This window comes from Mangrovibacter plantisponsor (genome assembly GCF_003182475.1).
GTDB lineage: Bacteria > Pseudomonadota > Gammaproteobacteria > Enterobacterales > Enterobacteriaceae > Mangrovibacter > Mangrovibacter plantisponsor.
This window is the reverse complement of the sequence record NZ_QGTS01000002.1, coordinates 224,871-248,374: the sequence shown is the minus strand read 5'-3', so window position 1 is coordinate 248,374 and position 23,504 is coordinate 224,871. Positions and strand designations below refer to the sequence as shown.

The window sequence follows — 23,504 nt, the reverse complement described above, 5'->3', positions numbered from 1 at the left end:
AAAAACTGGCGTGGCTTTTGCTAAATACTTTACCAATATGTATATACAAGACTATACATGGCTAATACTGAATTTCATCCGCGGCTATTGCGCGATACCAAGACAGAGGAAATGACTATGAGCAAACCAACCAATCAGTCCGTTGCCCGCCCGGTTCACGCCCCTAAGGGCACAGAGTTGCATTGCGCTAACTGGCTGATTGAAGCACCGTATCGCATGATTCAGAACAACCTCGCCCCGGATGTTGCTGAACGCCCGGATGACCTGGTGGTCTATGGCGGTATTGGTAAAGCGGCCCGTAACTGGGCGTGTTTTGATGAAATTCTTGCCAGCCTGCGCCGCCTGAAAGAAGACGAAACGCTGCTGGTGCAGTCTGGCAAACCGGTGGGAATCTTTCGCACTCACGCCGATGCCCCCCGCGTGCTGATTGCCAACAGTAACCTGGTTCCCCACTGGGCAAACTGGGAACACTTCCAGGAGCTGGATAAAGCCGGGCTGATGATGTACGGCCAAATGACTGCTGGCTCCTGGATCTACATTGGCGCTCAAGGGATTGTCCAGGGCACCTACGAAACCTTTGCTGAAGCCGCCCGCCAGCATTATGACGGCAGCCTGCGCGGTAAATGGATCCTGACTGCGGGCCTTGGCGGTATGGGCGGCGCGCAACCTCTGGCAGGTGTAATGGCCGGTGCCTGTGTACTGGCTATCGAGTGCCAGGAATCGCGTATTGATTTCCGCCTGCGCACCCGTTATGTCGACCACAAAGCCTACACTCTGGATGAAGCCCTGCAACTGATTGAAGATGCCACCACCAAAGGGGACGCCATCTCTGTTGCTCTGCTGGGTAATGCGGCTGAAGTTGTGCCGGAGTTGGTAAAGCGCGCCAAAGCTGGCGGCCCGAAACCGCACATTGTTACCGACCAGACTTCAGCACACGACCCGCTCAATGGCTATTTGCCAATTGGCTGGTCAGTACAGGAGTGGGAAGAACTACGCAAAACTGACCCGAAAAAAGTGATGCAGGCCGCGCGTGCTTCTATGGCAGAACATGTTAAAGCGATGCTCGATTTCTGGCATATGGGCGTGCCTACGGTTGATTACGGTAATAACATCCGCCAGGTTGCCAAAGACGAAGGGGTGGCAAACGCCTTTGATTTCCCGGGGTTTGTACCGGCATATATTCGCCCGCTGTTCTGCGAAGGCAAAGGCCCGTTCCGCTGGGTAGCCCTTTCTGGCGACCCGGAAGATATCTATAAAACCGATGCCAAACTGAAAGAACTGTTCCCGGACAACCACGCACTGCACAACTGGCTGGACATGGCTCGCGAACGTATTGCTTTCCAGGGGCTGCCATCGCGTATTTGCTGGCTGGGGCTGGGTGAGCGCCATATTGCTGGCCTGGCGTTTAACGAGATGGTGCGTAACGGTGAACTGAAAGCGCCAATCGTAATTGGCCGTGACCACCTGGATTGTGGCTCTGTTGCCTCTCCTAACCGTGAAACGGAATCCATGAAAGATGGCTCAGACGCGGTTTCCGACTGGCCGTTACTCAATGCATTACTCAATACTGCCGGTGGCGCGACCTGGGTCAGCCTGCATCACGGTGGTGGTGTGGGTATGGGCTTCTCCCAGCATGCCGGAGTGGTAATTGTGTGTGATGGTAGCGAAGCCGCCGATGTGCGCCTGGGCCGTGTCTTGTGGAACGACCCGGCAACCGGCGTAATGCGCCATGCCGATGCCGGTTATGAAACAGCTATTGCCTGCGCACAAGAAAAAGGGCTGGACTTACCAGCCATTCTGCCAAAAGAGTGATTCAGCCCGTTAAACTGCCCGCTATATGCGGGCAGTTTGTTCCATGATTAATGGCTTTCCGGCAACACTATCTCGCTGCCAGCCAGAGTGCCCATTTCGTTGTACATCGCACAGGCGGCATCCACCAGTTGCATTGCCAGCGCAGCGCCACTGCCTTCACCCAGGCGCATATCCATTACCAGGTATGGGTCCAGCCCCAAATGGCTGAGTGCAACACGCGCCCCCCGTTCAGCAGATAAATGCGACGGAATAAGGTACTGTTTTACTTCCGGCGCAATACGGCAGGCCGCCAAAGCAGAGGCATAGGAGAGGAAACCATCCAGCACCACCGGCAGACCACAACTTGCCGCGCCAAGCATTACCCCGGCCATGCCCAGCAGGTCGAACCCACCTACTTTGGCAAGCACATCCAGGCCATCCGTCACATCGGGTTGGTTTACGTGAACGGCTTTGCGCACCACATCCACTTTATGTTGTAAATTCGCCAGCGGGTAGTTCGCCCCAACACCCACAGTTTCCATTGGGTCTGCGCCAGTCAGCACACTAACCACCGCAGCGGCAGGCGTGGTGTTGGCAATGCCCAATTCACCAACGCCGAACAGCGTCACCCCATCGGCTGCCAGGCTGCGGGTAAACGCAATGCTCTGGTCCAGCAATGTTTGCGCCTGCTCACGGGTCATCGCGGGCTCTTTGGCGATATTGCCACTGCCCCGCGCTACCCGCATATCCACCAGCCCCGGAATCGGGTCATAGTCAATACCGGTATCCACAACATGCACCTGAGCGCCAGCCTGGCGGGCCAGCACACATACGCCCGTGTTGTGGCGGGTCATATTAATAGCCTGAATCCAGGTGACTGCTTTAGGTGATACCGCAATGCCTTCTTCATAGACACCGTGGTCTGCACACATCACCACCATCGCTTTGTTACGGGTGTTGAGTTCGCCTTTTAACCCCGGGCACCCGGCCAACTGTACCGCCAGTGCTTCCAGGCGCCCCAGGCTGCCCACCGGCTTGAGCAGGCCATCAATGTAAGCCTGAGCTTCGAGCTGGCGCGCGCTATCCAGTGCCGGGATGGTCTGACGTATTTCAGTGAGTGTTTGCATATTCTTGTTCTCGATTTGCTAAAAGGACGCTGACTTACAGCAACGCCAGCAGGAAAATCACTTCACCGGTTTCAATCGCCGCCCCCAGGGTATCGCCGGTTTGCCCACCGAGGGTACGTTTCAACGCCTGGCCCATAACAAACACCACGGCAGCCGTGATGATAAATGCCACCAACCCGCGCCAGGAAAGCAGGACGGAAGCTAACAACATACCGGCACCTAAGGTGACCAGAGTTTGCAACCCATTAACCTTGCCAATAAATAAGTTACCCAGGCCATTTTCCCGGGCATAACGCTGGCGGTACATCAACAAAACAGCCACGCTGCGCCCGGCAAGGCAGGCACTGGCAAGCACCGGCAGCGCCTGTTGCCCACGCAGAGCCAGTTCGTTAATGACCAGCACTTTCGCCAGCAGAATAAATACCAGCCCCAGCGCGCCATGGGTGCCAAGGCGGCTGTCTTTCATGATTTCCAGCATGCGCTCACGGCTGCGGGCAGAAAAAACAGCGTCACAGGTATCTGCCAGCCCGTCGAGGTGAAAGCCCCCGGTAAGCACCGCCAGCGCCAGTACGGCAAAAAATGCCGCCAGCGGAGTACCACTGCCGGGCTGCAATACCAGAAACACGCCCCCCGCCAGTGAACCCAGCAACAGGCCCACAAGAGGAAAAGTCACAATACCGTTCACATACTGTTTCACGTCCAGGCTCTGATACCAGCGAGCACGAACCGGCAGACGGCTCATAAATGCGAGCATCGCCAAATACAACTGAATCATTTAATTTTGACTCCAATCCCTGACACCACCAGCCAGACGCCATCTGCCGCCTGAGCCAGCCGTTGATTTACCCTGCCGGCAATATCCCGAAAATGCCGGGCCAGGCGGTTTTCCGGCACAATGCCCATACCTACTTCATTCGTCACCAGAAACACGGGTGACGGGCAGGCTGCACAGGCCGCGATAAGTTGGTCGATTTGTTGGTGTACTGCGGCTTCAATAGCGGCATAGTTCCATGTTTCCGGGTCCTGCTCCCCTCCTTCATCAAACATTAAATTGGTGACCAGCGTTGTCACGCACTCCAGCAAGATAGCTTCACCTGGCGGGTTACCCGGGGTAATAAAGCGCCCCAGGTCGCGCCAGGCTTCCACCGTGCGCCAGTGTGCCGGGCGCGAGGCCTTATGGTGCGCCACCCGTTGCGCCATTTCACCATCAAAAATTTGCGAAGTGGCAATATACAGCACCCGTGAAGCGGCCTGGGCTGCCAGCTCTTCTGCCTGGCGGCTTTTGCCACTACGGGCACCGCCGGTTATCAGCATCATGCTGCTGGCTCCTGGTGTTGGTTCATGATGTGGTAAATTTTTTCGATATCGATGTGCTGGCGCATGGCCGCGGCCAGTTTGTCGAACTGTGCCTGCTTGTGGCGGGCGTAGTCAGGCGTTTCACCGGGCAAAGGCGCCAGGCCTTTGCGCTGGCGCAGGTTATCCAGCAGGCGGCGGGTAAAAGCGGCGTTATCAAACACGCCATGCAGGTAAGTCCCTGCCACACGCCCACAGGCGCTGACGGCACCATCCAAAGCAAGGCCGTGCTCAGCGCCCAGTTGAAACACCGGCTGAGCCTGGCTGCCGCGCTGGCTGGCCCCCATATGGATTTCATAGCCACTGACGGGCAAATCGCCGCAACCGGCCAGGATGCCGGGTAGCGCCACCAGGCAACGGCCGCTGGCCTGCACGGTGACTTTGTCATGGGCAAACAGGGTGGTGATATCCAGCAGCCCTAACCCCGACTGGCTCCCCAGCCCGGATTCCACTTCGTCTTCAATGGTATTGCCCAACATCTGGTAACCGCCACACACGCCAATAATGGCACCACCAGCCTGGTGCCAGGCAAGAACGCGTTTTGCCATGCCGCTCTGGTGCAGCCATGCCAAATCCCCCAGGGTATTTTTGCTCCCCGGCAGAATAACTAAATCTGGCCCACCGAAATCTTCCGGGTCCCGCACATAGCGCACCCGCACATCGGGCTGGAAAGCCAGCGGGTTAAAATCGGTAAAGTTGGAAATATGCGGCAAATGCACCACCACAATATCCAGCGCCTTATCCTGGTAGCCCTGGTATTTGCCGCGCTCCAGCACAACGCCATCTTCATCTTCCAGGTCAATATCCAGCCAGGGCATCACGCCAATTACGGGTACCCCGGTCAGGGCTTCTATTTGCTCAAGGCCTGGCTTTAACAGCGCCACATCACCACGGAATTTATTAATGATGACGCCTTTGACCCGGGCGCGCTCTTCGGGTTGCAGCAACGCGAGCGTGCCATAAATTGCCGCGAAAACACCGCCCCGGTCGATATCGGCCACCAGCACCACCGGGCAGTGGGCTATTTCTGCCATCCCCATATTGACGATATCGCGGTCACGCAGGTTGATTTCAGCCGGGCTCCCCGCCCCTTCCAGCACAATGGCGTCGTATTCTGCCGCCAGGCTGTGCCAGACATCGCTGATTTGCTGGCGCAGGCGCGGTTTATAATCGTGATAACTGACAGCGTCCATATCCTGCGCCACCTTGCCCATCAGCACGACCTGGGCTTTGCGGTCACTGGTGGGTTTGAGCAATATGGGGTTCATGCGCACATCTGGCGCAATACCGGCGGCTTCCGCCTGAAAAATCTGCGCGCGCCCCATCTCTTTGCCGTCTGGCGTGACGCCTGAATTCAGCGCCATATTTTGTGATTTAAACGGTGCACACGCCAGCCCGTCCTGCACCAGGATACGGCACAGCCCGGCAACCAGCACACTTTTCCCGACATCCGACGCCGTGCCCTGCAACATAATGGATTTACTCATGCCACCCCCTTAACCGCCACAGACCGGTGCCGGGTAAACGCACTGCCCGCCCCCGGGTGAACGGCAAATAAATCGTCCTCGTTACGGTACAGCGGAAAACCCAGTTGCTGGTGCAATTTCACCAGCCAGGGCTGTGCCAGCCCTGCCTGCGCCAGTTTTTCGCCCTGGCAGAACACCACGTCGGGTGTACCACTGGCAATCACTTCGCCTGCAGCCATAACATAAATGCCATCGCAAATTTCATACACCAGGTCGATATCGTGGCTGGAAATGACCACATGTTTCCCTTCGGCGGCAATACGCCGAATAATGGCTTTCATGTGCTCGCGCCCGGCGGGATCCAGCCCGGCGGTAGGTTCATCCAGCAGCAGGTAATCTGCATCCATCACTAATGCACCTGCAATGGCGACGCGTTTTTTCTGCCCGTGGCTCAAAGCCTGAATAGGCTGGTGGCGGAAACTTTGCGCATCCACCCGGTCAAGGGCATCGTCTATTCGCGCACCAATAACCGCTTCATCCATACCCAGGTTGCGCAGGCTGAACGCCAGATCGCTGTCGATATCGGTATAAAAAATTTGCTGGTCCGGGTCCTGGAACACGGTTGCGACCTGCTGGCGCAACGCCATTAGTGCACGTTTGCTGTAACCCAGTGGTTCTCCCTGCCAGTAAACGGCCCCCTGTTGCGGGCGCAGGACACCACACAGGTTCATAAATAGTGTGGATTTCCCACTGCCGTTAGCGCCCACCAGGCCTGATACCGAAAAACGGTCGGCGTCAAAATCAATCCCTTTAAGAACCGGTTCATCCTGGTAGCGAAAATGTAGGTTTTGGGTACTTAGCATAGGGCCCCTTAGAGGTGAAAATCACCCTGGTATAACTTCATATCCAGTGCGGTTGTCATTTGCTGGTAACGCCACATTACCCTGCTGAATAATAACGAAATCAGCATCGCCAAAGAGCGGTAGCCGCAAGGGACGTTACGATACCCAAACCGTAATGTCTGCGCACGGTAAATTGCCGCTGCTTCGTCCAGCAGAATAAAAATAAAGCGCCAGGTAAGCAGCACCTGTTCCGTTAACAGCGCAGGCACCCGGCAACGCTTAAGTAACTGAATCAGCTGAGGGAATGGCAGGTTCAGGATAAACCAGAATGTCGCTGCCAGCGCCGCCAGGCTACGGCAACCACTTTGCCAGGCGAGCGCCAGCCCGGGCTGGCTAACCCCAAAAGACACGCTCCCAAGGTGAATACCCCACAGAACCCCGGCTGGCTCACGGGTAACCGTTAATGCCAGCGCCAGCGACGCCACCAATAAAAATGACAGCGGCAGACTCATCCAGCGCAGCCAGCGCCAGAGTGAAACCTTTAATAACCAGCAGGTCAGTGCCGCCAGCACCACCAGTTCAATTAACTGGCCGGCAGGTGGCAGGGCCATTGCCAGCACAATAAACACCAGCCAGCCCAGAAACTTGGCAACCGGGTCTTTGTCGCGCCAACGGCTCTGGTAACTTAACCGGTCAATCCCGCTCAGCACGGCTCGCCTTCCCTTTCCAGTAACCGAGGATGTAAAAAATGACTGCTGTGCCCAGCGCACCCTGCAAAGTAAATAACAGGCTTTCTATTTCACCGCTGGCGGGTTCATACAATGGCTGAAACCAGGGGTGATACGCAGGGTCTATCACTTTTATTTGTTCTTCCGCCTGGTTATCCGAACCGCCATATTCACCGCCATGGTTAATAAAGAACGGCATCACCATGAGCGCCACCACCAGCACAATCAAGGTCACTGTTTTTTTCATTGCAGTGCCCCCCCTGAAGTAATGAGGTGGCGTTTGGTGAGCTGGTCATAAATCAGTACCGTCAGGAACCCTTCGGCAATGGCAATAGGAATTTGAGTCAGGCAGAAAATGCCCATAAATTTCAGTGTGGAACCGGCCGCGCCATTCACCGGGTCCGGGAAGGCCACCCCAAGCTGCACTGAAGTAACAAAATAGGTCACTAAGTCTGCCACCACGGCACACAGGAACACCCCGACGTCGTTACGCAGCCCGGTTTTACAGGCAAGCCGCCATACCAGCCAGCCCGCGAACGGCCCGACCACCGCCATGGAGATCCCGTTTGCCCCAAGCGTTGTCAGCCCGCCGTGAGCCAGTAACAGTGCCTGGAAGAGCAGCACAATGGCCCCCAGCAAGGACACAACGCCCGGCCCAAACAGAATTACCGCCAGCCCGACACCGGTTGGGTGTGAGCAACTGCCGGTTACCGAAGGGATTTTGAGTGCCGAAAGCACAAAAATAAACGCGCCGCACAGCGCCAGCAGCACTTTCTGGTGGCTGTCCTGGCTGACAATCTGGCGCAACCGCACCAGCCCGTACCACAGGCAGGGTAAAAACAACACCCACCAGGCCAGCGCCCACAGTGGCGGTAAAAAGCCTTCCATAATGTGCATGGCAAAGGCCTGCTCCGGGGCCAGCAGCATCAGAATGCCCAGCGCCAGGCCACTAAAAGACAGCCGTTTTAACTGTTGTTCCATGATTCACTCCTGATATCCCACTGCTTATTGACCAGAATGGTCGAAAAGTAGGGAAGCGGTTCATCGTCCGGCACTGCAGACAAGTCACGCCAGCAACGCTCACCCGGCAAGGTGGCTTCGGCCATCATCACTGCATGGTCAATCACGCCGCAGGACTGCAACAGCGCTTTAATTGCCGGGAAGCGCCCGTAAACTTTCATCATTACCACGCAATCGTGGCGCTCCAGGGTGTCGCGCAGGTGTTGTTCACTGGCGTTACAGGCAACAATGGCCAGTGACTGCTGGTCCATTGCCAGTGGCAGCGCGGCGGCAGAGGCAATGGCTAACACCGATGTCACGCCAGGGACAATTTCCAGCCAGTCCGGGCGGCCAAGGCGTGCCAGTAACCACACCCAGGTGCTGAACAACATGGCATCGCCCAGGGTAATAAACCCTACCTGTTTGCCCGCCTGCGCTTCGCGCGCCAGCGTGCCAGCCACTTCATCCCATACCGCAGCTTTGGCATCGTTATCTGCACTCATCGGGAAATGGCAGGTGTGCACTTCGGTGGTTTCACTCAGCCAGGGGCGCACAATGCTCAGCGCCAGGCTGTCTGCGCCTTTACGCCCGGCCGGGGCATACAGGCAGTCCAGCTTGCCAAGAATGCGTGCTGCCCGCACGGTAATCAGGTCGCTGGCGCCAGGACCGGTGCTGATGGCATATAACCGCCCACTCATGCTGCCACCTCCTGAGTACCCGCCGCCAGAGCCTGCTGCAAATGGGCAACAAACCGGCTGCGAATCGCCGGGTTTTCCCCCAGCCCTTGCAGGCACACTTGTGCTGGAATGCCTGCCGCGGCAAAACAACTTTTCCATGAATCGGGTGCATCAGACGCCATATCGTTAATGGCATGGTCACCGGCCACCAGCATCAGCGGCATCAGAACTACCCGGCGTACCCCTTGCTGTTGCATGCTGTGAACCAGTTGCCCTACTTCAGGGTAACTTTCCACCGCGCCAACCCGGGCAGGGAAATGGCAGGCCTGCATCATATGATCCAGGCAGGCATAAGCCGCAAACGCATGATGACTGGCGCCATGCCCCATAAACACCACTTGTTCGTCGTCAGCTAATGGCGGCATCTGGCTGCGCAGTGCCAGCATCAGTTGCTGGTAATCTTCAAAAGTGCTGAGCAGTGGCGTACCAAGCGACAGGCGGGCGAAATGCCCTTGCCACAGTGCGGCATCCCGCACCACTTTTTCGTATTCGTCGCCATTAATGATGTGCAGCGACTGAATGGCGACATCCTGGTAGCCTTGCTCCGCCAGTTGTTGCAAGGCCTGCGCGGGTGACGGTATCACCAGCCCGTCGCGCCTTGCCAGTTTGCGGATAATCATGCCGGAGGTAAAAGCACGCAACAGCGTACGGTCCGGGCAACTGGCCGCCAGCGCCTGTTCACAGGCAACAATATTTTTCTCCAGCGTATCGTGGTAGCTGGTGCCAAAACTCACCACCAATAATGCTTTTTTCATACTGTTGTTCTCCTGTTACTTAGCGCACTGTGTTGCGGGTTAAACGGTGATGCCAGCCAGTCCTGTAACTTGCGGGTAAAGGCCTCCGGCCCGCCCAGCACCTGGGTTTCCGGCACGCTTTCCTGGGGCCGGGTCACCACAATGCAGGGAATGGCGGCCTGAAGAGCTGGTACAATTTTGTCGAGGTAGCCGCCCTGAATGCCGGATTCTTTGGTAATCACCACATCCGGGGAGCAAAACTGATACAGCGCCTGGTTAAATGCCGCGTTAAACGGCCCTTTCATGGCAAAAATATTCTCCGGGCCAAGGCCCAGTTGCTCACACTGGGCAATGACAGACGCCACGGGCAGAACACGCACCAGCCAGGTTTTGCCCGGCAGCCCTGCCTGCCAGCGGGCCAGGTCTTTACTGCCTGTGGTTAACAACACGCGCGGGCCCAGTGCCCCGGCGATGCCACAGGCTTCTTCAATATTTGCCACCTTGTGTAATAACGGGTGGGAAACGCAATCCAACTGGCTGGGGCGGCGATAACGGCTGTAGGCGATACCGGTTTGCTGGCAGGCCTGCCAGGCATTACGGCTAATTTCCTGGGCATAGGGGTGGGTGGCATCAACCAGCCAGTTAACCCTGAGGCTTGCAAGTAATTCAGCCAGTTGCCCGGCATCCAGCCGCCCGCACAACACGGAACCTTTGCGCACCTGAGCCAGCCGGGCTCCGGCTTCTGTCGCGACAGACAGGGTGTAAGGCACCGCCGCCATTTCCAGTTGCTGGCAAATCAGCGTGGCATCGCTGGTGCCGCCCAGAACCAGGACATGGTTCATAGCCGGTAACCACGCGGTGTTATCATTAGCCCGTCTTTTACATAGGTAGTGGCATTTCCCACCACCACCAGGCTGGTCATATCGACCGGGTCATAATCCATATCCGCAAGCGTTGTCAGCCATTTTTCTTCTTTCTTGCGCCCGGCGGCCTTCACCACACCAACCGGAGTAGCCGGGTTTTTCACCGTCATCAGCAAATCAAAGGCGCGCGCCAGGTGGCCCTCACGCCCGCGGCTGCGCGGGTTATAAAAACAAATCACAAAGTCTGCTTCCCCGGCGGCAATAATGCGTTTTTCAATTACTGGCCAGGGTGTGAGTAAATCGCTCAGGCTGATATGGCAAAAGTCGTGCATCAGGGGGGCGCCGAGCAACGCAGCAGCAGCAATGCTGGCAGTCATTCCGGGCACGACCCGCACTTCAATACCAGCCTGTTGCTGGCTCACCAGTTCTAAAATCAGGCCAGCCATTCCGTAAATACCGGCATCACCGCTACTGACCAGAGCCACGTTGTGGCCTTCTTTGGCAAGGTCAATCGCCGTTTGGCAGCGCTCGATTTCTTTGCACATACCGGTTTTAATCACCTGTTTATCGCCAGTAAACGCTTTCACCAGGTGGGTGTAGGTTTTGTAGCCCACGATAATATCTGCCGCCGCCAGCGCTTCAGTGGCTTCGACGGTCATCATGGCCTGGGAGCCCGGCCCTATTCCGATTACGGTTAACATCAGTGCACAACTCCTAAAGTCAGGGTAACGCCTTGTTCACGCAAGGTTTCCCCCAGTAAATGACCACCACTCATCAGCCAGGCGACCGGGCCGGAAACACTGCCGACCCCGGCAACCTCGCGCACAAACGCCGAAACAGGGAAATGCGCTTCGCCAGGTTGTAGTTGGTTAGCGGAAAAAATTTCAAATGGCACCTGGTAACATTGCGCAAGTGCCTGCAGGCCAGGTTCGTCCTGCTTCAAATCGATACTGCCAATGGCGCGTAATGCGAGTGAATCCAGGCGGCGGGCCTGCAACTGTTCAGCCACCAGTTTGTGCAACACAGTGAAAGGCGTATTCCGGCGGCAACCAATACCCGCGACAATGCGGCGGGGAACCAGTTTAAAGACCGGGCAGTTAACTTCTGGCAGGGTATTGCGCAGCGTGACGCACACCAGTGCATCGAGCCGGGGTAACGCACTAAGCTCAGCCACATTGATAAACCCGTCAGTGGCCACCTGGTGCTGTTGGCTGGCAAAGTCATCATCCCACCACAGCCCCACCCGCTGCCCGCTCACCAACATTTGGTTGATGGTTTTTACCCCTTCACGCAGGTTTTCCATACCGGCGTCCAGTTGGCTTGCCAGGGTGTCCAGAGCCGCCAGGCCATTCACATCGGTTGCCGTGGTAATTACCGGGTCTGCCCCCAGTACACCGGCAAGGTAGCAGGCCAGAGCATTCGCCCCGCCCATATGCCCGGAAACCAGGCTAATCACATGCTGGCCGCGCTCATCAATAACCACTACCGCCGGGTCAGACATTTTGTCTTGCAGAAGTGGCGCTATCATGCGCACCGCAATGCCCGTCGCACCGATAAAAATTAATGCGGAATGCACCGGGAACGCGTCTTTTACGGTTTGAGCGAAGCTGGTCATAAACGGGCGAAACCCCGTTTTCAGTAACCGTTCACTGGTAAAACAAGTTACTGGTAATACAGCCCGCAGCCGTTCTGCCAGTGCCACGCCACCAGGCGTCAGGCAGAACAACACCAACGATTCAGGCCTGACGGTATTCATGGCTAAACCCGGCATCATAAAGTTTGGAGTAGTGGTATTCCTCGCCCAGAAACGCCCCCACCAGTATTAGTGCGGTTTTGCGTATTCCGGCGGCCCTTACCTTTTCGCTGATATCCGCCAGCGTCCCGCGCACTACCAGGCGCTCCGGCCAGGTGGCTTTGTACACCACGGCCACTGGGGTTTCTGGTGGGTAACCGCCCTCTGTCAGGCGCTCCGCCACCCGGTTAATTCGCTGCACGGACAAGAAAATCGCCATGGATGTCTGGTGGGCGGCAAAGCTCTCCAGTTGCTCTTTCTCTGGCACGGGTGTGCGCCCTTCCAGGCGAGTGATTATCAGGCTCTGGGAAACTTCCGGTACGGTGTATTCCACACCGAGATCTGCAGCGGCCCCCAAAAAGGCACTGACCCCGGGCACCACTTGCCAGCTAATCCCCCGCGCAGACAGCATTTCACCTTGCTCGCGCACCGAGCCATAGAGTGATAAATCCCCGGTTTGCAGGCGAACCACACACTTGCCATTGCGCACACCGTCTTCCATCAGGCCAATAATGGCTTCCAGCGCCAGGCTTGCGCTGTCGTGGCATTGCGCCTGCGGGCACCACTCAAGCAGTTCCGTATTAATTAACGACCCCGCATAAATGACGATGTCGGCCTGCTGTAACAGCCGGTAGCCTTTCAGCGTAATCAGCTCTTTGTCGCCAGGGCCTGCGCCAACAAACCAGACGCCCGGAGATGCCAGTTCAGACATGGTTGCCCTCCTTCAGGCAGGAAATCACAAAAGTTGGATTGTTCGGTTTGAAATAGTGCCCTTCACCCAGCGCCACCATCGATGATGCCTGGAGCTGAACGCACTCCAGCGCACTGACAGGCAGGCTGCCAAGCAGTGTGAATGCCTGCATCAGGTTTTCATGCAGAATAAAGGTCATGACCAGGCGGCCACCGGGAAGCAAATGCTCCAGTGACCAGTGCAGTAAGGACGCCAGTTGGCCACCACTGCCGCCAATAAAAATGGCATCGACCTGTAAATCGCAACTGACCGGTGCCTGTGCCGCTATGACCTGCACATTTTCACAGGCGAAATGACTGCGGTTGGTGTGCAACAGCGCCAGCGCCGCTGCATCCCGTTCAATAGCAATCACCTGCAACCCGGGCCAGGTCATCGCGGCTTCCAGCGATACACTGCCAGTGCCTGCGCCCACATCAATAAAGGTTTCCGCACTGTGCAGTTGCAGGCGGGAGAGAACCAGCGCCCGCACCGGCTCTTTGGTCATGGGCACGCGCTCACCGCGCAAAAAATGGGCATCATTCATTGAGGATCACCACAACGTTCATATCAAAGTCTCCGGTTACCACAGATGCGGGCAACCGCCGGATACGCTCATTCTCCAGCGAGAGGTTTTCACCAATGATCATGGTGCGGTGCCCTGCGCCCCAGGCTACCAGGTGCCGGGCGATTTGCGCCGGGCCATTGTTGCGGTCTGTTACCATGGCCACTTTGTTGTGGCGCAGCAGGTTTTCGTAATCCACTTCCCGCCCGTGGCTGCTGGTCAGCCAGATGTCGTTCATGTCCACCCCGGCTTTAGCACACAGGTATTGCATGGCGCTTACTCCGGGGATCACATCAATATTTTCACGCCCAAAATGGCAACACAGGCGCTTACCAATCCCGAACAACATTGGGTCGCCAGACGCGAGCAGCACGACATCCTGCTGCTGTACGCCTTCCAGCCACGCCACCAAAGCGGCGATATCTGCCGTGAGCAGGTGTGTTTCGCCTTCAAATGCTTCAAACAATTCGAGATGCCGCCTGCCGCCGACCAGCACGTCTGCACAGGCGATGGCCTGGCGTGCCTGTTGTGTCAGCAATGCAAGGTTACCAGGCCCAATGCCCACAACAGTAATCATTGGAATGCCTCCTGAATCACCGCCAGAGGGCGGCTACTGCCAAGCAGTTGTTGTTCAAACGAGAAAAGAATGGCGTCGCACTGCGGGGGAGACTGGGTGAAGCGCAACATGTCCTGGACCCGGGCACAAACCCGTTGTGCCAGCTCAGGGTAAATCCGTGTGTAACCCGCGCAGTCAATCAGTGGCAGCGCGGCTTCTGTGGTGTCGCATTCACTGACGGCACGCAACAACGCCAGTGGCGCGCCCATCAGCGCAAGGTGGGCGACCAGCACCTCCATCCGGGCATCGGCAATATGGCTGTGGGTATGAAAAATACCGGCGGCGACTTTGATCAACTTGCCCGGGTGCCCAACCAGCAAAACGCGTTTAAACCCCAGCCGCACGGTTTCCTGAACCATGTAGCCAACAAAATTGCTCATGGTGACCACCATACCCGGGTCAAGGTGCAGGCTTTCCCGCACAAAGCGCTCGCCGTGGTTGCCCGGCACCAGAATGACATTCTCCCGGCCTTCTGCGCGTTTCTGCTCCAGCTCAATCACCAGCGCCCGTTTCCAGCTCTCTTCAGACATCGGCGTGACTATGCCCGTCGTGCCAATAATGGAAATGCCCCCCTGAATACCGAGCCGGGCATTCATGGTTTTCTTTGCCCGGTCTTCCCCTTCCGGTGCAAAGATTTCAACTTCGGCCCCACGTTGCGGCCCAATGACTTCACGCACCGCGGCTTCTATGGTTTGCCGGGGTGTGCGGTTAATGGCAGGTTCCCCCGGCGCCAGGCCAATTCCCGGGCGGGTAACCACGCCGATGCCTGCGCCGCCTTTCAGCGTGATTGCCCCCGAGTCATTCAGGCTAACCCGGGCAAAAATCAGCATACCGTGGGTGGCATCAACATCATCGCCCCCGTCTTTACGAATGGCGGCGGTGGCCTGCTGGCCTTCAATTACCGGCAATTCCACATTCAAATGCAGGGTGATACCAGACGGCGTGGTAATAGAAACCTGGTTAATTACCTGCTGGCGCAGCACCATTAACGCTGCAACCCGGGCGGCGGCGGTTGCGCAGGAACCGGTGGTATAGCCTTTGCGCAAGGCTTTCCCGTTGTGCCAGACGGTATCGGCCAGGCTGAAATCAGTCATCGCCCGCCTCCATGGTGTAGAGCACGGCGTTAACAATGGCCGCAGCCACATTGCTACCGCCTTTGCGCCCACGGGCTGCAATGCCCGGCAGGCCACTGTCTATCAGGGCCTGTTTGGATTCAGCCGCCCCCACAAAACCCACCGGTACGCCAATGACTGCGGCAGGTTGTTCACCACTTTCCAGCAGGCGGAATAGCGCTGTGGGCGCATTGCCAAAAACAAAGATTTTCTCGCCCGGCATAGCCAGAGCGACATCAACCGCTGCCATTGAGCGGGTAATACCTTTTTCTTTTGCCACTGCCGCCACTTGTGGGTTGCTGATAAAACAGTGGCTGGCAACATGGTGCCGGGCAAGGCGGGTCTTGTTGATACCGGAGAGCGCCATGGTGGTGTCGGTAAACAGCGTACAACCGCGGCGCAGGGCGGCATCCAGCACAGTAATGATGTGTGGTGAAAACCATAAGGTTTCCAGCCAGTCGAAATCTGCCGTGGTGTGAATAACCCGTTTGATAACCGCTTCCTGGCGTGGGTCACTACACTGCCAGCCGGGGTGTTCAGCGGCAATTATCTCGCTGATTATCTCGAAGCTGCGGCTTTCAATGAGCAAAGGTTGTTGAATGTAGTCCATCGGGTTCTCCTGCCATCACACCGTGAGCGTGAAGACGATACGGATAAGGGCAAACAGCACCAGTGCCAGGCCGGAAGCGACCATCAGCATGCGCACGGACGCCGGGATGTCATCCGGGGTTATTTCGCGCAGGTTTTCGCCAATCCAGGGTTTCTCTACCCGTTCGCCAAAATAGTTATTAGGCCCACCAAGGCGCACCCCCAGAGCCCCGGCCACCGCGCCTTCAGACCAGGCGCAATTCGGGCTGCTGTGCTGTTTTCTGTCGCGCCAGCCAATACGCAACGCGCTAAGGCCATTGAACTGGCAGAGCCTGGCTGCCGCACTCAGCAACAGCCAGCCAATGCGTGCGGGCAGGTAATTGGCCACGTCATCCATACGTGCAGACACCAGGCCGATATCTTTGTAACGTGCGTTTTTGTAACCCACCATGGAATCCAGGGTATTCACGGCTTTGTACGCCATTGCCAGCGGCGCACCGCCCAGCATCAGGAAAAACAGGGGGGCGATAACACCATCAACACTGTTTTCCGCCACCGTTTCGACCACTGCCCGGGTAATTTGCGGTGGCTGGAGTTGCGAGGTATCACGCCCGACTATCCAGCTCAGTTTTTCCCGGCTCAGCGGTAAATCCCCTTTGCGCAGAGCCTGCTCAACTTCCCCGGCACTTTCAGCCAGGCAACGCCCGGCCAGCAGGGTAAAGATCATCCAGGTATTGACCACCCAGCCGAGCAGTGGGTGAACACGTTCTGCCAGAACCAAAACACCCCAGCTGACACCACCCGTAACCGCCACCACCACCAGCCACATCACACCGCCCCCCCAGCGCAATGCCATGGGTGAATGGCAAACATGGCGGACAGCACGCTGCAGCAGGTTAACCAGGTTGCCCATCCAGCGCACCGGGTGAGGCCAGTGGTGCGGGTCACCCAGCCAGTAATCCAGCAGAGCGGCAACACACCAGGCGGAAAGCCAGGAAAACAGTGACATCATTGCAGGCTCCTTGCGGTAGTGAACCAGCGGTTAAGCATGGCCGGGCGCTGGGCAAAATGGAGGTGCAGGTAACTGGCAAAGGTGTTGCCCTGCTGCCAGCCGCCTTCCCACTGGCGCACCACCTGGCCGTCGCGCACTTTGCGGCACTGTTGGCGGGTGGGCAGTGAAGTGGTGAATTCAGAGTAATGAAATTCATGGCCGCGCAGTGTTTCACCTGCTGCGGCGAGCAGGGTGTCGTGGCTTGCAGTTGCTTCGCAATACCCAAACCGTTTCAGCCGGTTACCCATGGTGCTGTGCCCGGCCAGCACGCCGCACATGGGGTGCGTTTGCCCTTCGGCATCTGCCAGTGAACCACCCAGGTACATTAACCCGCCGCACTCGGCATACACGGGCACCCCGCGCGCCGCTAACTGTTTAACGGAATCCCGCATTGCGCTATTCGCCGCCAGTTGGCTGGCAAACATTTCCGGGTAGCCGCCCCCCAGCCACAGCATGTCGCAGGGGGGCACTTGTGCATCTTCCACCGGGCTGAATGGCACCAGCCGGACGCCTGCCTGTTCAAGAATGTCGAGGTTATCCTGGTAGTAAAAGTGAAAGGCATCATCCTGCGCAATGGCCATGGTCAGCCCACCGGCCAGGGCCTGGTCCGGGAGTGATAACGGTGCGCAGCACTGGTTTTGCAAAGGGCGGCAACAGTTAAGCAGAGCCGGGAGGTTAACCGTTTTTTCCAGCACGGCAGCCAGTTGCTGCCAGGGTGCCTGGTTAACCCCTGAAGCAGACGCGCCCACTAACCCCAAATGGCGGGATGGCAGGTGGAGTTCAGGCAGTTCAGGAACATAGCCCAGCACCGGTACGCGGCAATAACGGCCAAGCGCGGCACTAAGCTGGCGGAAGTGATTATCGGTATTGACCCGGTTGATAATGACCCCGGCAATGTTGACGCCCGGGGCAAAATCACAAAAGCCATTAAGGGTTGCCGCCAGAGAAGTGGATACCCCTTTGCCATCCATCAGCAAAATGACAGGAACACCCAGTAAACGCGCAATACCCGCGGTTGAGGCACAAAACGGGTCAAGGCCCAGGCCATCGAACAGGCCCATAACCCCTTCGATCACCCCAAGTGAGGTGGTTTCCATGGCCCGGCTGAACAGGGCCCGAACGGTATCATCCGGCAGCATCCAGTTATCCAGATTGCGTGATTTCCGGCCAGAAATGGCGCTATGCCAGGTGGTATCGAGGTAGTCAGGGCCAACTTTGAATGGCTGGGGAGCAAAGCCTTGTTGCCGCAAAAGCGCCAGCAAGCCAAGGGTTATGGTGGTTTTACCACAACCGCTTGAAGTGCCCGCCAGAATGAATGCCTGTTTTGCGCCTGTTGCCATTTTTACTTCCTTTTTGGCGGAAAATGGGCGCAACAAGCCAGGCGCATCCCCCTCAGGGCAATACGAGGCTGTAGACGCCCTTCCCTCCGAAGGTGTCATTTGCATCATCAGGCCGGTCTTCTGGCTTAGCGTCTTTCTTGCCCGCCCTTCCCAATCAGTCGATCAGTGGTATTGCGGGGTCGTCAGCATCACAGCAGCGGGGGCTGCGAGGGGTTTGCACCCTCTTCCCTACCTGTCAGGTAAAACCTGATGATGTCGGTTAAACTTTTTCGTACTGCACTACTTTTATGTACTGCGCTTCTTTCTGCGTTCTGTACTTTTTATGTACTGCTTATGTACTGCTATTTACTGCGCTTTGGTGCGCAAACTCAGTACCATCACGCAATCACACTTCGCTCTGGTAAATATCTCATTCAGGTAAATATCTGCCGAAAAAAGTGCTTTTTTACTGTCACTGACTATACGCCACTGAAAAAATAAAAACTGGTGCAGTTTACGGCTGTAATAACAAACAATTGTTGAGCTATAACAAATTATTGCCAGTTCTGTCAGACATATCTCAACAACAATAAGTACTTAACCAGAAAAACTCAGCCATGCAGGCAACAAAATATTGCTACCGTTAAACGTTGCTGGCTCACAGAATTTATACCTGGCAGGTGAAATAAACCCTGCGTGCTCCACCCAAATATTTGCTGGCAATTCATGGGTGAAAAACAAGCTCAACACCATGTTACCCACATAAAACTATTGTGCCGGATATTAGCACAACACATTTACCGAATACGGGTTAACCAGGTACTGAATACCGGTTAATCGGCCTCTTCTATTGCCAGCGAACGAAACATTTGTGGTGTTACCTGATAAGTCTGGCGGAATACTTTGCAAAAATAACTGGTTTGGGAAAAACCCACATTTCTGGCGATACTGGCAATGCTCCAGTCACTGTGGCGCAGCATTTCTTTGGCATGCTCCATGCGCTGGCGGTTAACCCAGGCGTTAAAGCCAATCCCCTGATATTTTTTGAACAGCTTGCTGAAATAATAAGGGCTCAGGTACACGTGTGCGGCCACCTCTTCCAGGCGCAGTTCCTGTGACAAATTCGCTTCAATGTAGCGCAGCGCTTTTTTCATTTTGCTTTCATGGGGGTTTTGCGCGCGGCTTCTGCCTGCAGAAGGCGGTGCGTCTTCGTTATCAGTAATCACCAACAAACTCAGTTGTTTTTTCAGGCAATTTTCTACAATCAAACGCAATAAGTCAGCGGATGCCGTTAACCGGGCATAATCCATTTCAGGTACTTTTTTGTATTCATTCACCAGCTCCGGGTCTGTGCGCCAGTGGTCATCAACCGGGTGCAGGATATCGACCATTTCAATATCATCCGGGACACGCACTTGCCCGCACAGCACAAAACCCACCAGGTGACCGGCAATAACCAAAGGTATGGAAAAATCCGTCAGCCCGGCATGGCAACGATAAATACAGGGGTTACTGGTTTTAGATGCTTCAAGGCCGCCACAGCGGTCACTCATACGGCAGCGGCTGTGCCGTTCAGGGTCCTGGCGCATCAACTGGCAAAACGGCGTGAAGTTGAAGAGCTCAGAGATCTCTTCACCGTGGATATTAACCACCACTACCGCTAAATTTGTTGCCTGTGCAAAATCCTGGGCAATTTTATTGATGAGCTCTGAGCTAAGCACACTGGCAGAAATCATGATAAAACCCTCAGTCGATTCAGTCCGTTTATCTTCCGTGATTAAGCGCCTGCCCTGCCAGGCGGGTTATGTGCCCTTTTGGGCCTGTTCTGTAAGCACCCCATGTACTGCGCATGAGTTTTTCATACTTCATACATCACACTTCATATCACTGGCATGCCGGTATTCTGGTTCACAGGCTTGCCTGACTGTTATGCGCACAACTAATTCGCACAATGAATTCACACAACTAACGTCGTACAACTGATATCGCACAACTGCCTGTGGTGGCTCTTCCTGGCGGCGCACTTAACAACCCCCGGTTAAACGGTTCCAGCCCCAATATTATCCGGCGACGCTATTATCAGGCCCTGGCAGAAAGTTACATTTTAGTTAATTAAAATTAGCCAAAATGTTTCACCCTAAGTATTTTTTACTGCCCGACTCATTACGTGCAGTAAATTCCTTGCAAGAGGTAGTCTCATTCTCAAATGGAATACCTCCGGCCGCCATAACAATGGTTGATAATATCAGTAACAGGCAACCTCGTAGTGGCCTGTATGTCACAAAAAACAGTAACTTTTTACATACTGAAAATGAAACTGTTCAGCAGTTTAGAACTATTTTGCTAATTCCTTTTCATTACTCAACTCGTTAATTAGCGTGACTAATAAAAACTGAGGTATTAAAAATGCGTATTACTGCTTTTGCTTGTGTGGCTGAAAGCCCCCAGCAGGGAGCCTGCTTAAACATAACAGGCCACCTGGTTACCTGGGAGAAAAAATCTCAATTACATGAAAACGGATCACAAAATATTTTATAAAATTTCACCAGTTACTTTTTTTTGCGAGCCGCTCAGACCGTTTTCTTTTCATCCGTTTTACAGGTATTACAGGGCAGGTTTTTCCCTATGAGGTAGCTATAGCAGGCAGCGCCCAGGCAGGCACCCACCACAGGGGCAATAATCGGAATAAAAAAGTACGGGATATCACGCCCGCCGGTCATTGCCATTTTCCCCCAACCCGCAAAAAAGGTGAAAATTTTCGGGCCAAAATCACGCGCGGGGTTCATAGCAAACCCGGTTAGCGGGCCCATAGCGGCACCGATAACCGCCACCAGAATACCAATCAGCAGTGGCCCCAACGCACCACGCGGCACGCCGTTACCGTCATCGGTCAGCGCCATAATCAGGCACATTAAAATCGACGTAATCACCACTTCCACCAGCGCGGCCTGCCAGACACTGATGTCTGCCGCCGGGTAGGTACTGAAAATGCTGGCAAGTTGCAGGCTTTCCTGGCTACCACGCACCATTTGGTGGGCGGCTTCATAATCCAGGAACATGTTACGGTAGAGAAAATATGCCAGTGCCGCGCCACAGAACGCCCCGGCAATCTGGGCTATGCTGTACGGCAGCACTTTTTTACCGGGGAAACAGGCAAACAGCCAAAGCGCAACGGTAATTGCCGGGTTCAGGTGCGCACCGGAGATCCCGGCAGTGAGGTAAACCGCCAGGGAAATACCCAGCCCCCACACCACGCAGATTTCCCACAGACCAAAGCTGGCGCCAGCCACTTTTAATGCACAAAGGCAGCCAGCACCAAAGAATAAAAACAGCCCAGTTCCCAGAAATTCAGCAATACACTGTACCTTTAGTGAATCATTCATAATGTCACCTATTTTTTACCGGATGTTTCACCGGCGTATCACTACGCCAGGCAGGGTAACTCGCTATACCGCTTTTCACTGCGACACCAGGTGCCATGCAAAATAGCAAGAGGACAACGCGTTGAACTATAGAAATGCCGGGCCGGAAAGTGTTGGCTATCTGTGATACGGGCAAGCGCAAAAATTAGCCAGGGCATAACAAATTTTTGCTCATACTTTTTTAACCATACCCTTACTGGCCTGAGATATAACGCTATATCGCCAGTTGAAATAACAACATTATTTTGCGAATAAAATATAATTTATTTGCAGCCTCCCTCTCATTTATTCGCCATGTTTAATCGGCATTTCCTTTCACAGGAGAATATTTTTGCGAGAGGCATCTCAAATATAAAAAATACAGAATAAAAATTGTAAACCTGCAATGTTAAAAGCGAATAAATACCATCATAGAAAATTAATAAAACTCAACAAAATCAAAATAATATAAAATTTAATGGCAATTTTTTACTATCGCCATATTAATAATTTTCCTAATAAATACCCAACACAGCCATTATTTTCAGTTGCTTATTTGTATAGTCAGAAAATTGTAAAAGTTTGCCGAGGTTTATATGCAACAAGAAGCGCTAGGAATGGTTGAAACAAAAGGATTAACCGCCGCCATAGAAGCCGCTGACGCCATGGTTAAATCCGCAAACGTTGAATTAATTGGCTACGAGAAAATTGGTTCCGGTTTGGTCACCGTCATGGTTCGTGGCGATGTTGGTGCCGTAACCGCAGCAACCGATGCCGGTGCAGCAGCCGCAGCAGCGGTGGGCGAAGTGAAATCCGTTCATGTTATTCCCCGCCCTCACTCAGAAGTCGAAAAATTCCTACCCAGCAAGGGAGTTAGCCAATGAGTACCAATGATCTGGTGGAACAAATCATGGCGCAGGTGATTGCCAAAGTGAACCACCTGGCATCTCCCCCTGAATCACAAGAACCGAGAGGAAAGGCTATGGCCGAAAAGACCTGTAGTTTAACCGAGTTTGTCGGTACGGCCCCCGGTGACACCGTTGGCCTGGTTATCGCAAATGTTGACAGCGCGTTGCTGGAAGCAATGAAGCTTGAAAAGCGTTACCGCTCAATTGGCATTCTGGGGGCACGTACCGGTGCCGGGCCACATATTATGGCCGCAGACGAAGCCGTAAAAGCGACAAACACTGAAATTGTCAGCATTGAACTGCCGCGTGATACCAAAGGCGGTGCGGGTCATGGCTCACTGATTATTCTTGGGGCAAATGATGTCTCTGACGTAAAACGCGCCATTGAAGTTGCCCTGAAAGAGCTGGAACGGACATTTGGCGATGTCTATGCCAACGAAGCCGGTCATATTGAATTGCAGTACACCGCCCGCGCCAGCTACGCGCTGGAAAAAGCATTTGGTGCTCCGGTGGGTAAATCATGCGGTGTCATTGTTGGTGCTCCGGCGTCCATAGGCGTGCTGATGGCAGATACCGCGTTGAAATCAGCCAATGTGGATGTGGTTGCCTACAGCTCCCCTGCTCATGGCACAAGTTTCAGTAACGAAGCCATTCTGGTGATTTCCGGTGACTCCGGCGCAGTACGCCAGGCCGTTATCTCTGCCCGGGAAATCGGCAAAACCGTGCTGGGTACGATGGGTGATACGCCCAAAAATGACTTCCCCTCATATATTTGATATCAGGTG

Annotated in this window: 25 protein-coding genes and 1 riboswitch; of the genes, 3 read left to right on the top strand and 22 right to left on the bottom strand. The window is 55.1% G+C overall.

The window, feature by feature from the left end; all coding sequences use genetic code 11:
• Positions 1 to 117: 117 nt before the first annotated feature.
• The gene (hutU, locus tag DES37_RS03800; protein ID WP_110024900.1) at positions 118 to 1,812 is read left to right on the top strand and encodes a urocanate hydratase; all 1,695 of its coding nucleotides are present in this window, start codon (positions 118 to 120) and stop codon (positions 1,810 to 1,812) included.
• A gap of 47 nt (positions 1,813 to 1,859) precedes the next feature.
• Here the strand turns inward: hutU and cobT are convergent, their stop codons facing one another.
• From cobT to DES37_RS03685, 22 genes are all read right to left on the bottom strand, one after another.
• On the bottom strand, positions 1,860 to 2,918 hold the full coding sequence (cobT, locus tag DES37_RS03795) for a nicotinate-nucleotide--dimethylbenzimidazole phosphoribosyltransferase (RefSeq protein ID WP_110024899.1): 1,059 nt from the start codon (positions 2,916 to 2,918) through the stop codon (positions 1,860 to 1,862).
• A gap of 34 nt (positions 2,919 to 2,952) precedes the next feature.
• Positions 2,953 to 3,693: an adenosylcobinamide-GDP ribazoletransferase gene (gene cobS / locus DES37_RS03790; protein ID WP_110024898.1), complete on the bottom strand. Its 741-nt coding sequence runs from the start codon at positions 3,691 to 3,693 to the stop codon at positions 2,953 to 2,955.
• Complete coding sequence (gene cobU, locus DES37_RS03785) at positions 3,690 to 4,235, bottom strand: bifunctional adenosylcobinamide kinase/adenosylcobinamide-phosphate guanylyltransferase (RefSeq protein WP_036115258.1); 546 nt, start codon at positions 4,233 to 4,235, stop codon at positions 3,690 to 3,692. The genes cobS and cobU overlap by 4 nt, the downstream gene beginning before the upstream one ends.
• Positions 4,232 to 5,758, bottom strand: coding sequence for a cobyric acid synthase (locus DES37_RS03780; RefSeq protein WP_110024897.1), 1,527 nt, complete (start codon positions 5,756 to 5,758; stop codon positions 4,232 to 4,234). Before DES37_RS03780 ends, cobU begins: the two co-directional genes overlap by 4 nt.
• A complete protein-coding gene (locus DES37_RS03775; protein WP_110024896.1) occupies positions 5,755 to 6,600 on the bottom strand; it encodes an ATP-binding cassette domain-containing protein in 846 nt (281 codons plus the stop codon). Before DES37_RS03775 ends, DES37_RS03780 begins: the two co-directional genes overlap by 4 nt.
• An 8-nt stretch (positions 6,601 to 6,608) precedes the next feature.
• Entirely contained in the window at positions 6,609 to 7,286 is a 678-nt protein-coding gene (locus DES37_RS03770; protein ID WP_110025057.1) for an energy-coupling factor ABC transporter transmembrane protein, read from the bottom strand.
• Positions 7,273 to 7,554, bottom strand: a complete 282-nt coding sequence (locus tag DES37_RS03765; protein WP_036115251.1) for an energy-coupling factor ABC transporter substrate-binding protein — start codon at positions 7,552 to 7,554, stop codon at positions 7,273 to 7,275. The genes DES37_RS03770 and DES37_RS03765 overlap by 14 nt, the downstream gene beginning before the upstream one ends.
• Positions 7,551 to 8,288 carry a cobalt ECF transporter S component CbiM gene (cbiM, locus tag DES37_RS03760; protein WP_036115249.1) on the bottom strand — a complete coding sequence of 246 codons (738 nt, stop codon included), beginning with the start codon at positions 8,286 to 8,288 and terminating at the stop codon, positions 7,551 to 7,553. Before cbiM ends, DES37_RS03765 begins: the two co-directional genes overlap by 4 nt.
• Positions 8,273 to 9,004 carry a cobalt-factor II C(20)-methyltransferase gene (locus DES37_RS03755; protein ID WP_110024895.1) on the bottom strand — a complete coding sequence of 244 codons (732 nt, stop codon included), beginning with the start codon at positions 9,002 to 9,004 and terminating at the stop codon, positions 8,273 to 8,275. The genes cbiM and DES37_RS03755 overlap by 16 nt, the downstream gene beginning before the upstream one ends.
• Positions 9,001 to 9,798: a sirohydrochlorin cobaltochelatase gene (gene cbiK, locus DES37_RS03750; protein WP_036115242.1), complete on the bottom strand. Its 798-nt coding sequence runs from the start codon at positions 9,796 to 9,798 to the stop codon at positions 9,001 to 9,003. The genes DES37_RS03755 and cbiK overlap by 4 nt, the downstream gene beginning before the upstream one ends.
• Positions 9,795 to 10,619 (bottom strand): cobalt-precorrin-6A reductase, encoded by an 825-nt coding sequence (locus tag DES37_RS03745; protein WP_110024894.1) that lies wholly within the window; start codon positions 10,617 to 10,619, stop codon positions 9,795 to 9,797. The genes cbiK and DES37_RS03745 overlap by 4 nt, the downstream gene beginning before the upstream one ends.
• Positions 10,616 to 11,341: a precorrin-3B C(17)-methyltransferase gene (locus DES37_RS03740; RefSeq protein ID WP_036115239.1), complete on the bottom strand. Its 726-nt coding sequence runs from the start codon at positions 11,339 to 11,341 to the stop codon at positions 10,616 to 10,618. The genes DES37_RS03745 and DES37_RS03740 overlap by 4 nt, the downstream gene beginning before the upstream one ends.
• A complete protein-coding gene (gene cbiG / locus DES37_RS03735) occupies positions 11,341 to 12,396 on the bottom strand; it encodes a cobalt-precorrin 5A hydrolase (RefSeq protein WP_110024893.1) in 1,056 nt (351 codons plus the stop codon). Before cbiG ends, DES37_RS03740 begins: the two co-directional genes overlap by 1 nt.
• A complete protein-coding gene (locus DES37_RS03730; protein WP_036115231.1) occupies positions 12,377 to 13,144 on the bottom strand; it encodes a cobalt-precorrin-4 methyltransferase in 768 nt (255 codons plus the stop codon). Before DES37_RS03730 ends, cbiG begins: the two co-directional genes overlap by 20 nt.
• The gene (locus tag DES37_RS03725; protein ID WP_110024892.1) at positions 13,137 to 13,706 is read right to left on the bottom strand and encodes a decarboxylating cobalt-precorrin-6B (C(15))-methyltransferase; all 570 of its coding nucleotides are present in this window, start codon (positions 13,704 to 13,706) and stop codon (positions 13,137 to 13,139) included. The genes DES37_RS03730 and DES37_RS03725 overlap by 8 nt, the downstream gene beginning before the upstream one ends.
• Positions 13,699 to 14,301 carry a precorrin-6y C5,15-methyltransferase (decarboxylating) subunit CbiE gene (gene cbiE / locus DES37_RS03720; RefSeq protein ID WP_036115222.1) on the bottom strand — a complete coding sequence of 201 codons (603 nt, stop codon included), beginning with the start codon at positions 14,299 to 14,301 and terminating at the stop codon, positions 13,699 to 13,701. Before cbiE ends, DES37_RS03725 begins: the two co-directional genes overlap by 8 nt.
• Complete coding sequence (cbiD, locus tag DES37_RS03715; RefSeq protein WP_036115219.1) at positions 14,298 to 15,434, bottom strand: cobalt-precorrin-5B (C(1))-methyltransferase CbiD; 1,137 nt, start codon at positions 15,432 to 15,434, stop codon at positions 14,298 to 14,300. The genes cbiE and cbiD overlap by 4 nt, the downstream gene beginning before the upstream one ends.
• The gene (locus tag DES37_RS03710) at positions 15,427 to 16,062 is read right to left on the bottom strand and encodes a cobalt-precorrin-8 methylmutase (RefSeq protein ID WP_110024891.1); all 636 of its coding nucleotides are present in this window, start codon (positions 16,060 to 16,062) and stop codon (positions 15,427 to 15,429) included. The genes cbiD and DES37_RS03710 overlap by 8 nt, the downstream gene beginning before the upstream one ends.
• A 15-nt stretch (positions 16,063 to 16,077) precedes the next feature.
• The gene (gene cbiB, locus DES37_RS03705) at positions 16,078 to 17,049 is read right to left on the bottom strand and encodes an adenosylcobinamide-phosphate synthase CbiB (protein WP_110025056.1); all 972 of its coding nucleotides are present in this window, start codon (positions 17,047 to 17,049) and stop codon (positions 16,078 to 16,080) included.
• On the bottom strand, positions 17,049 to 18,431 hold the full coding sequence (locus DES37_RS03700) for a cobyrinic acid a,c-diamide synthase CobB (RefSeq protein ID WP_110024890.1): 1,383 nt from the start codon (positions 18,429 to 18,431) through the stop codon (positions 17,049 to 17,051). Before DES37_RS03700 ends, cbiB begins: the two co-directional genes overlap by 1 nt.
• Before the next feature lie 93 nt (positions 18,432 to 18,524).
• Positions 18,525 to 18,696: riboswitch (cobalamin riboswitch) on the bottom strand.
• 547 nt (positions 18,697 to 19,243) lie between these two features.
• Positions 19,244 to 20,146, bottom strand: coding sequence for a transcriptional regulator PocR (gene pocR / locus DES37_RS03690; protein ID WP_110024888.1), 903 nt, complete (start codon positions 20,144 to 20,146; stop codon positions 19,244 to 19,246).
• An 834-nt stretch (positions 20,147 to 20,980) separates the two neighbouring features.
• A complete protein-coding gene (locus tag DES37_RS03685; protein WP_110024887.1) occupies positions 20,981 to 21,793 on the bottom strand; it encodes an MIP/aquaporin family protein in 813 nt (270 codons plus the stop codon).
• Positions 21,794 to 22,407: 614 nt separating this feature from the next.
• On the opposite strand from DES37_RS03685, the gene pduA reads away from it, so the two are divergent.
• Together pduA and pduB are read left to right on the top strand one after the other, a co-directional pair.
• Complete coding sequence (gene pduA, locus DES37_RS03680) at positions 22,408 to 22,695, top strand: propanediol utilization microcompartment protein PduA (protein ID WP_036115207.1); 288 nt, start codon at positions 22,408 to 22,410, stop codon at positions 22,693 to 22,695.
• A complete protein-coding gene (pduB, locus tag DES37_RS03675; RefSeq protein ID WP_110024886.1) occupies positions 22,692 to 23,495 on the top strand; it encodes a propanediol utilization microcompartment protein PduB in 804 nt (267 codons plus the stop codon). Before pduA ends, pduB begins: the two co-directional genes overlap by 4 nt.
• Positions 23,496 to 23,504 lie beyond the last annotated feature (9 nt).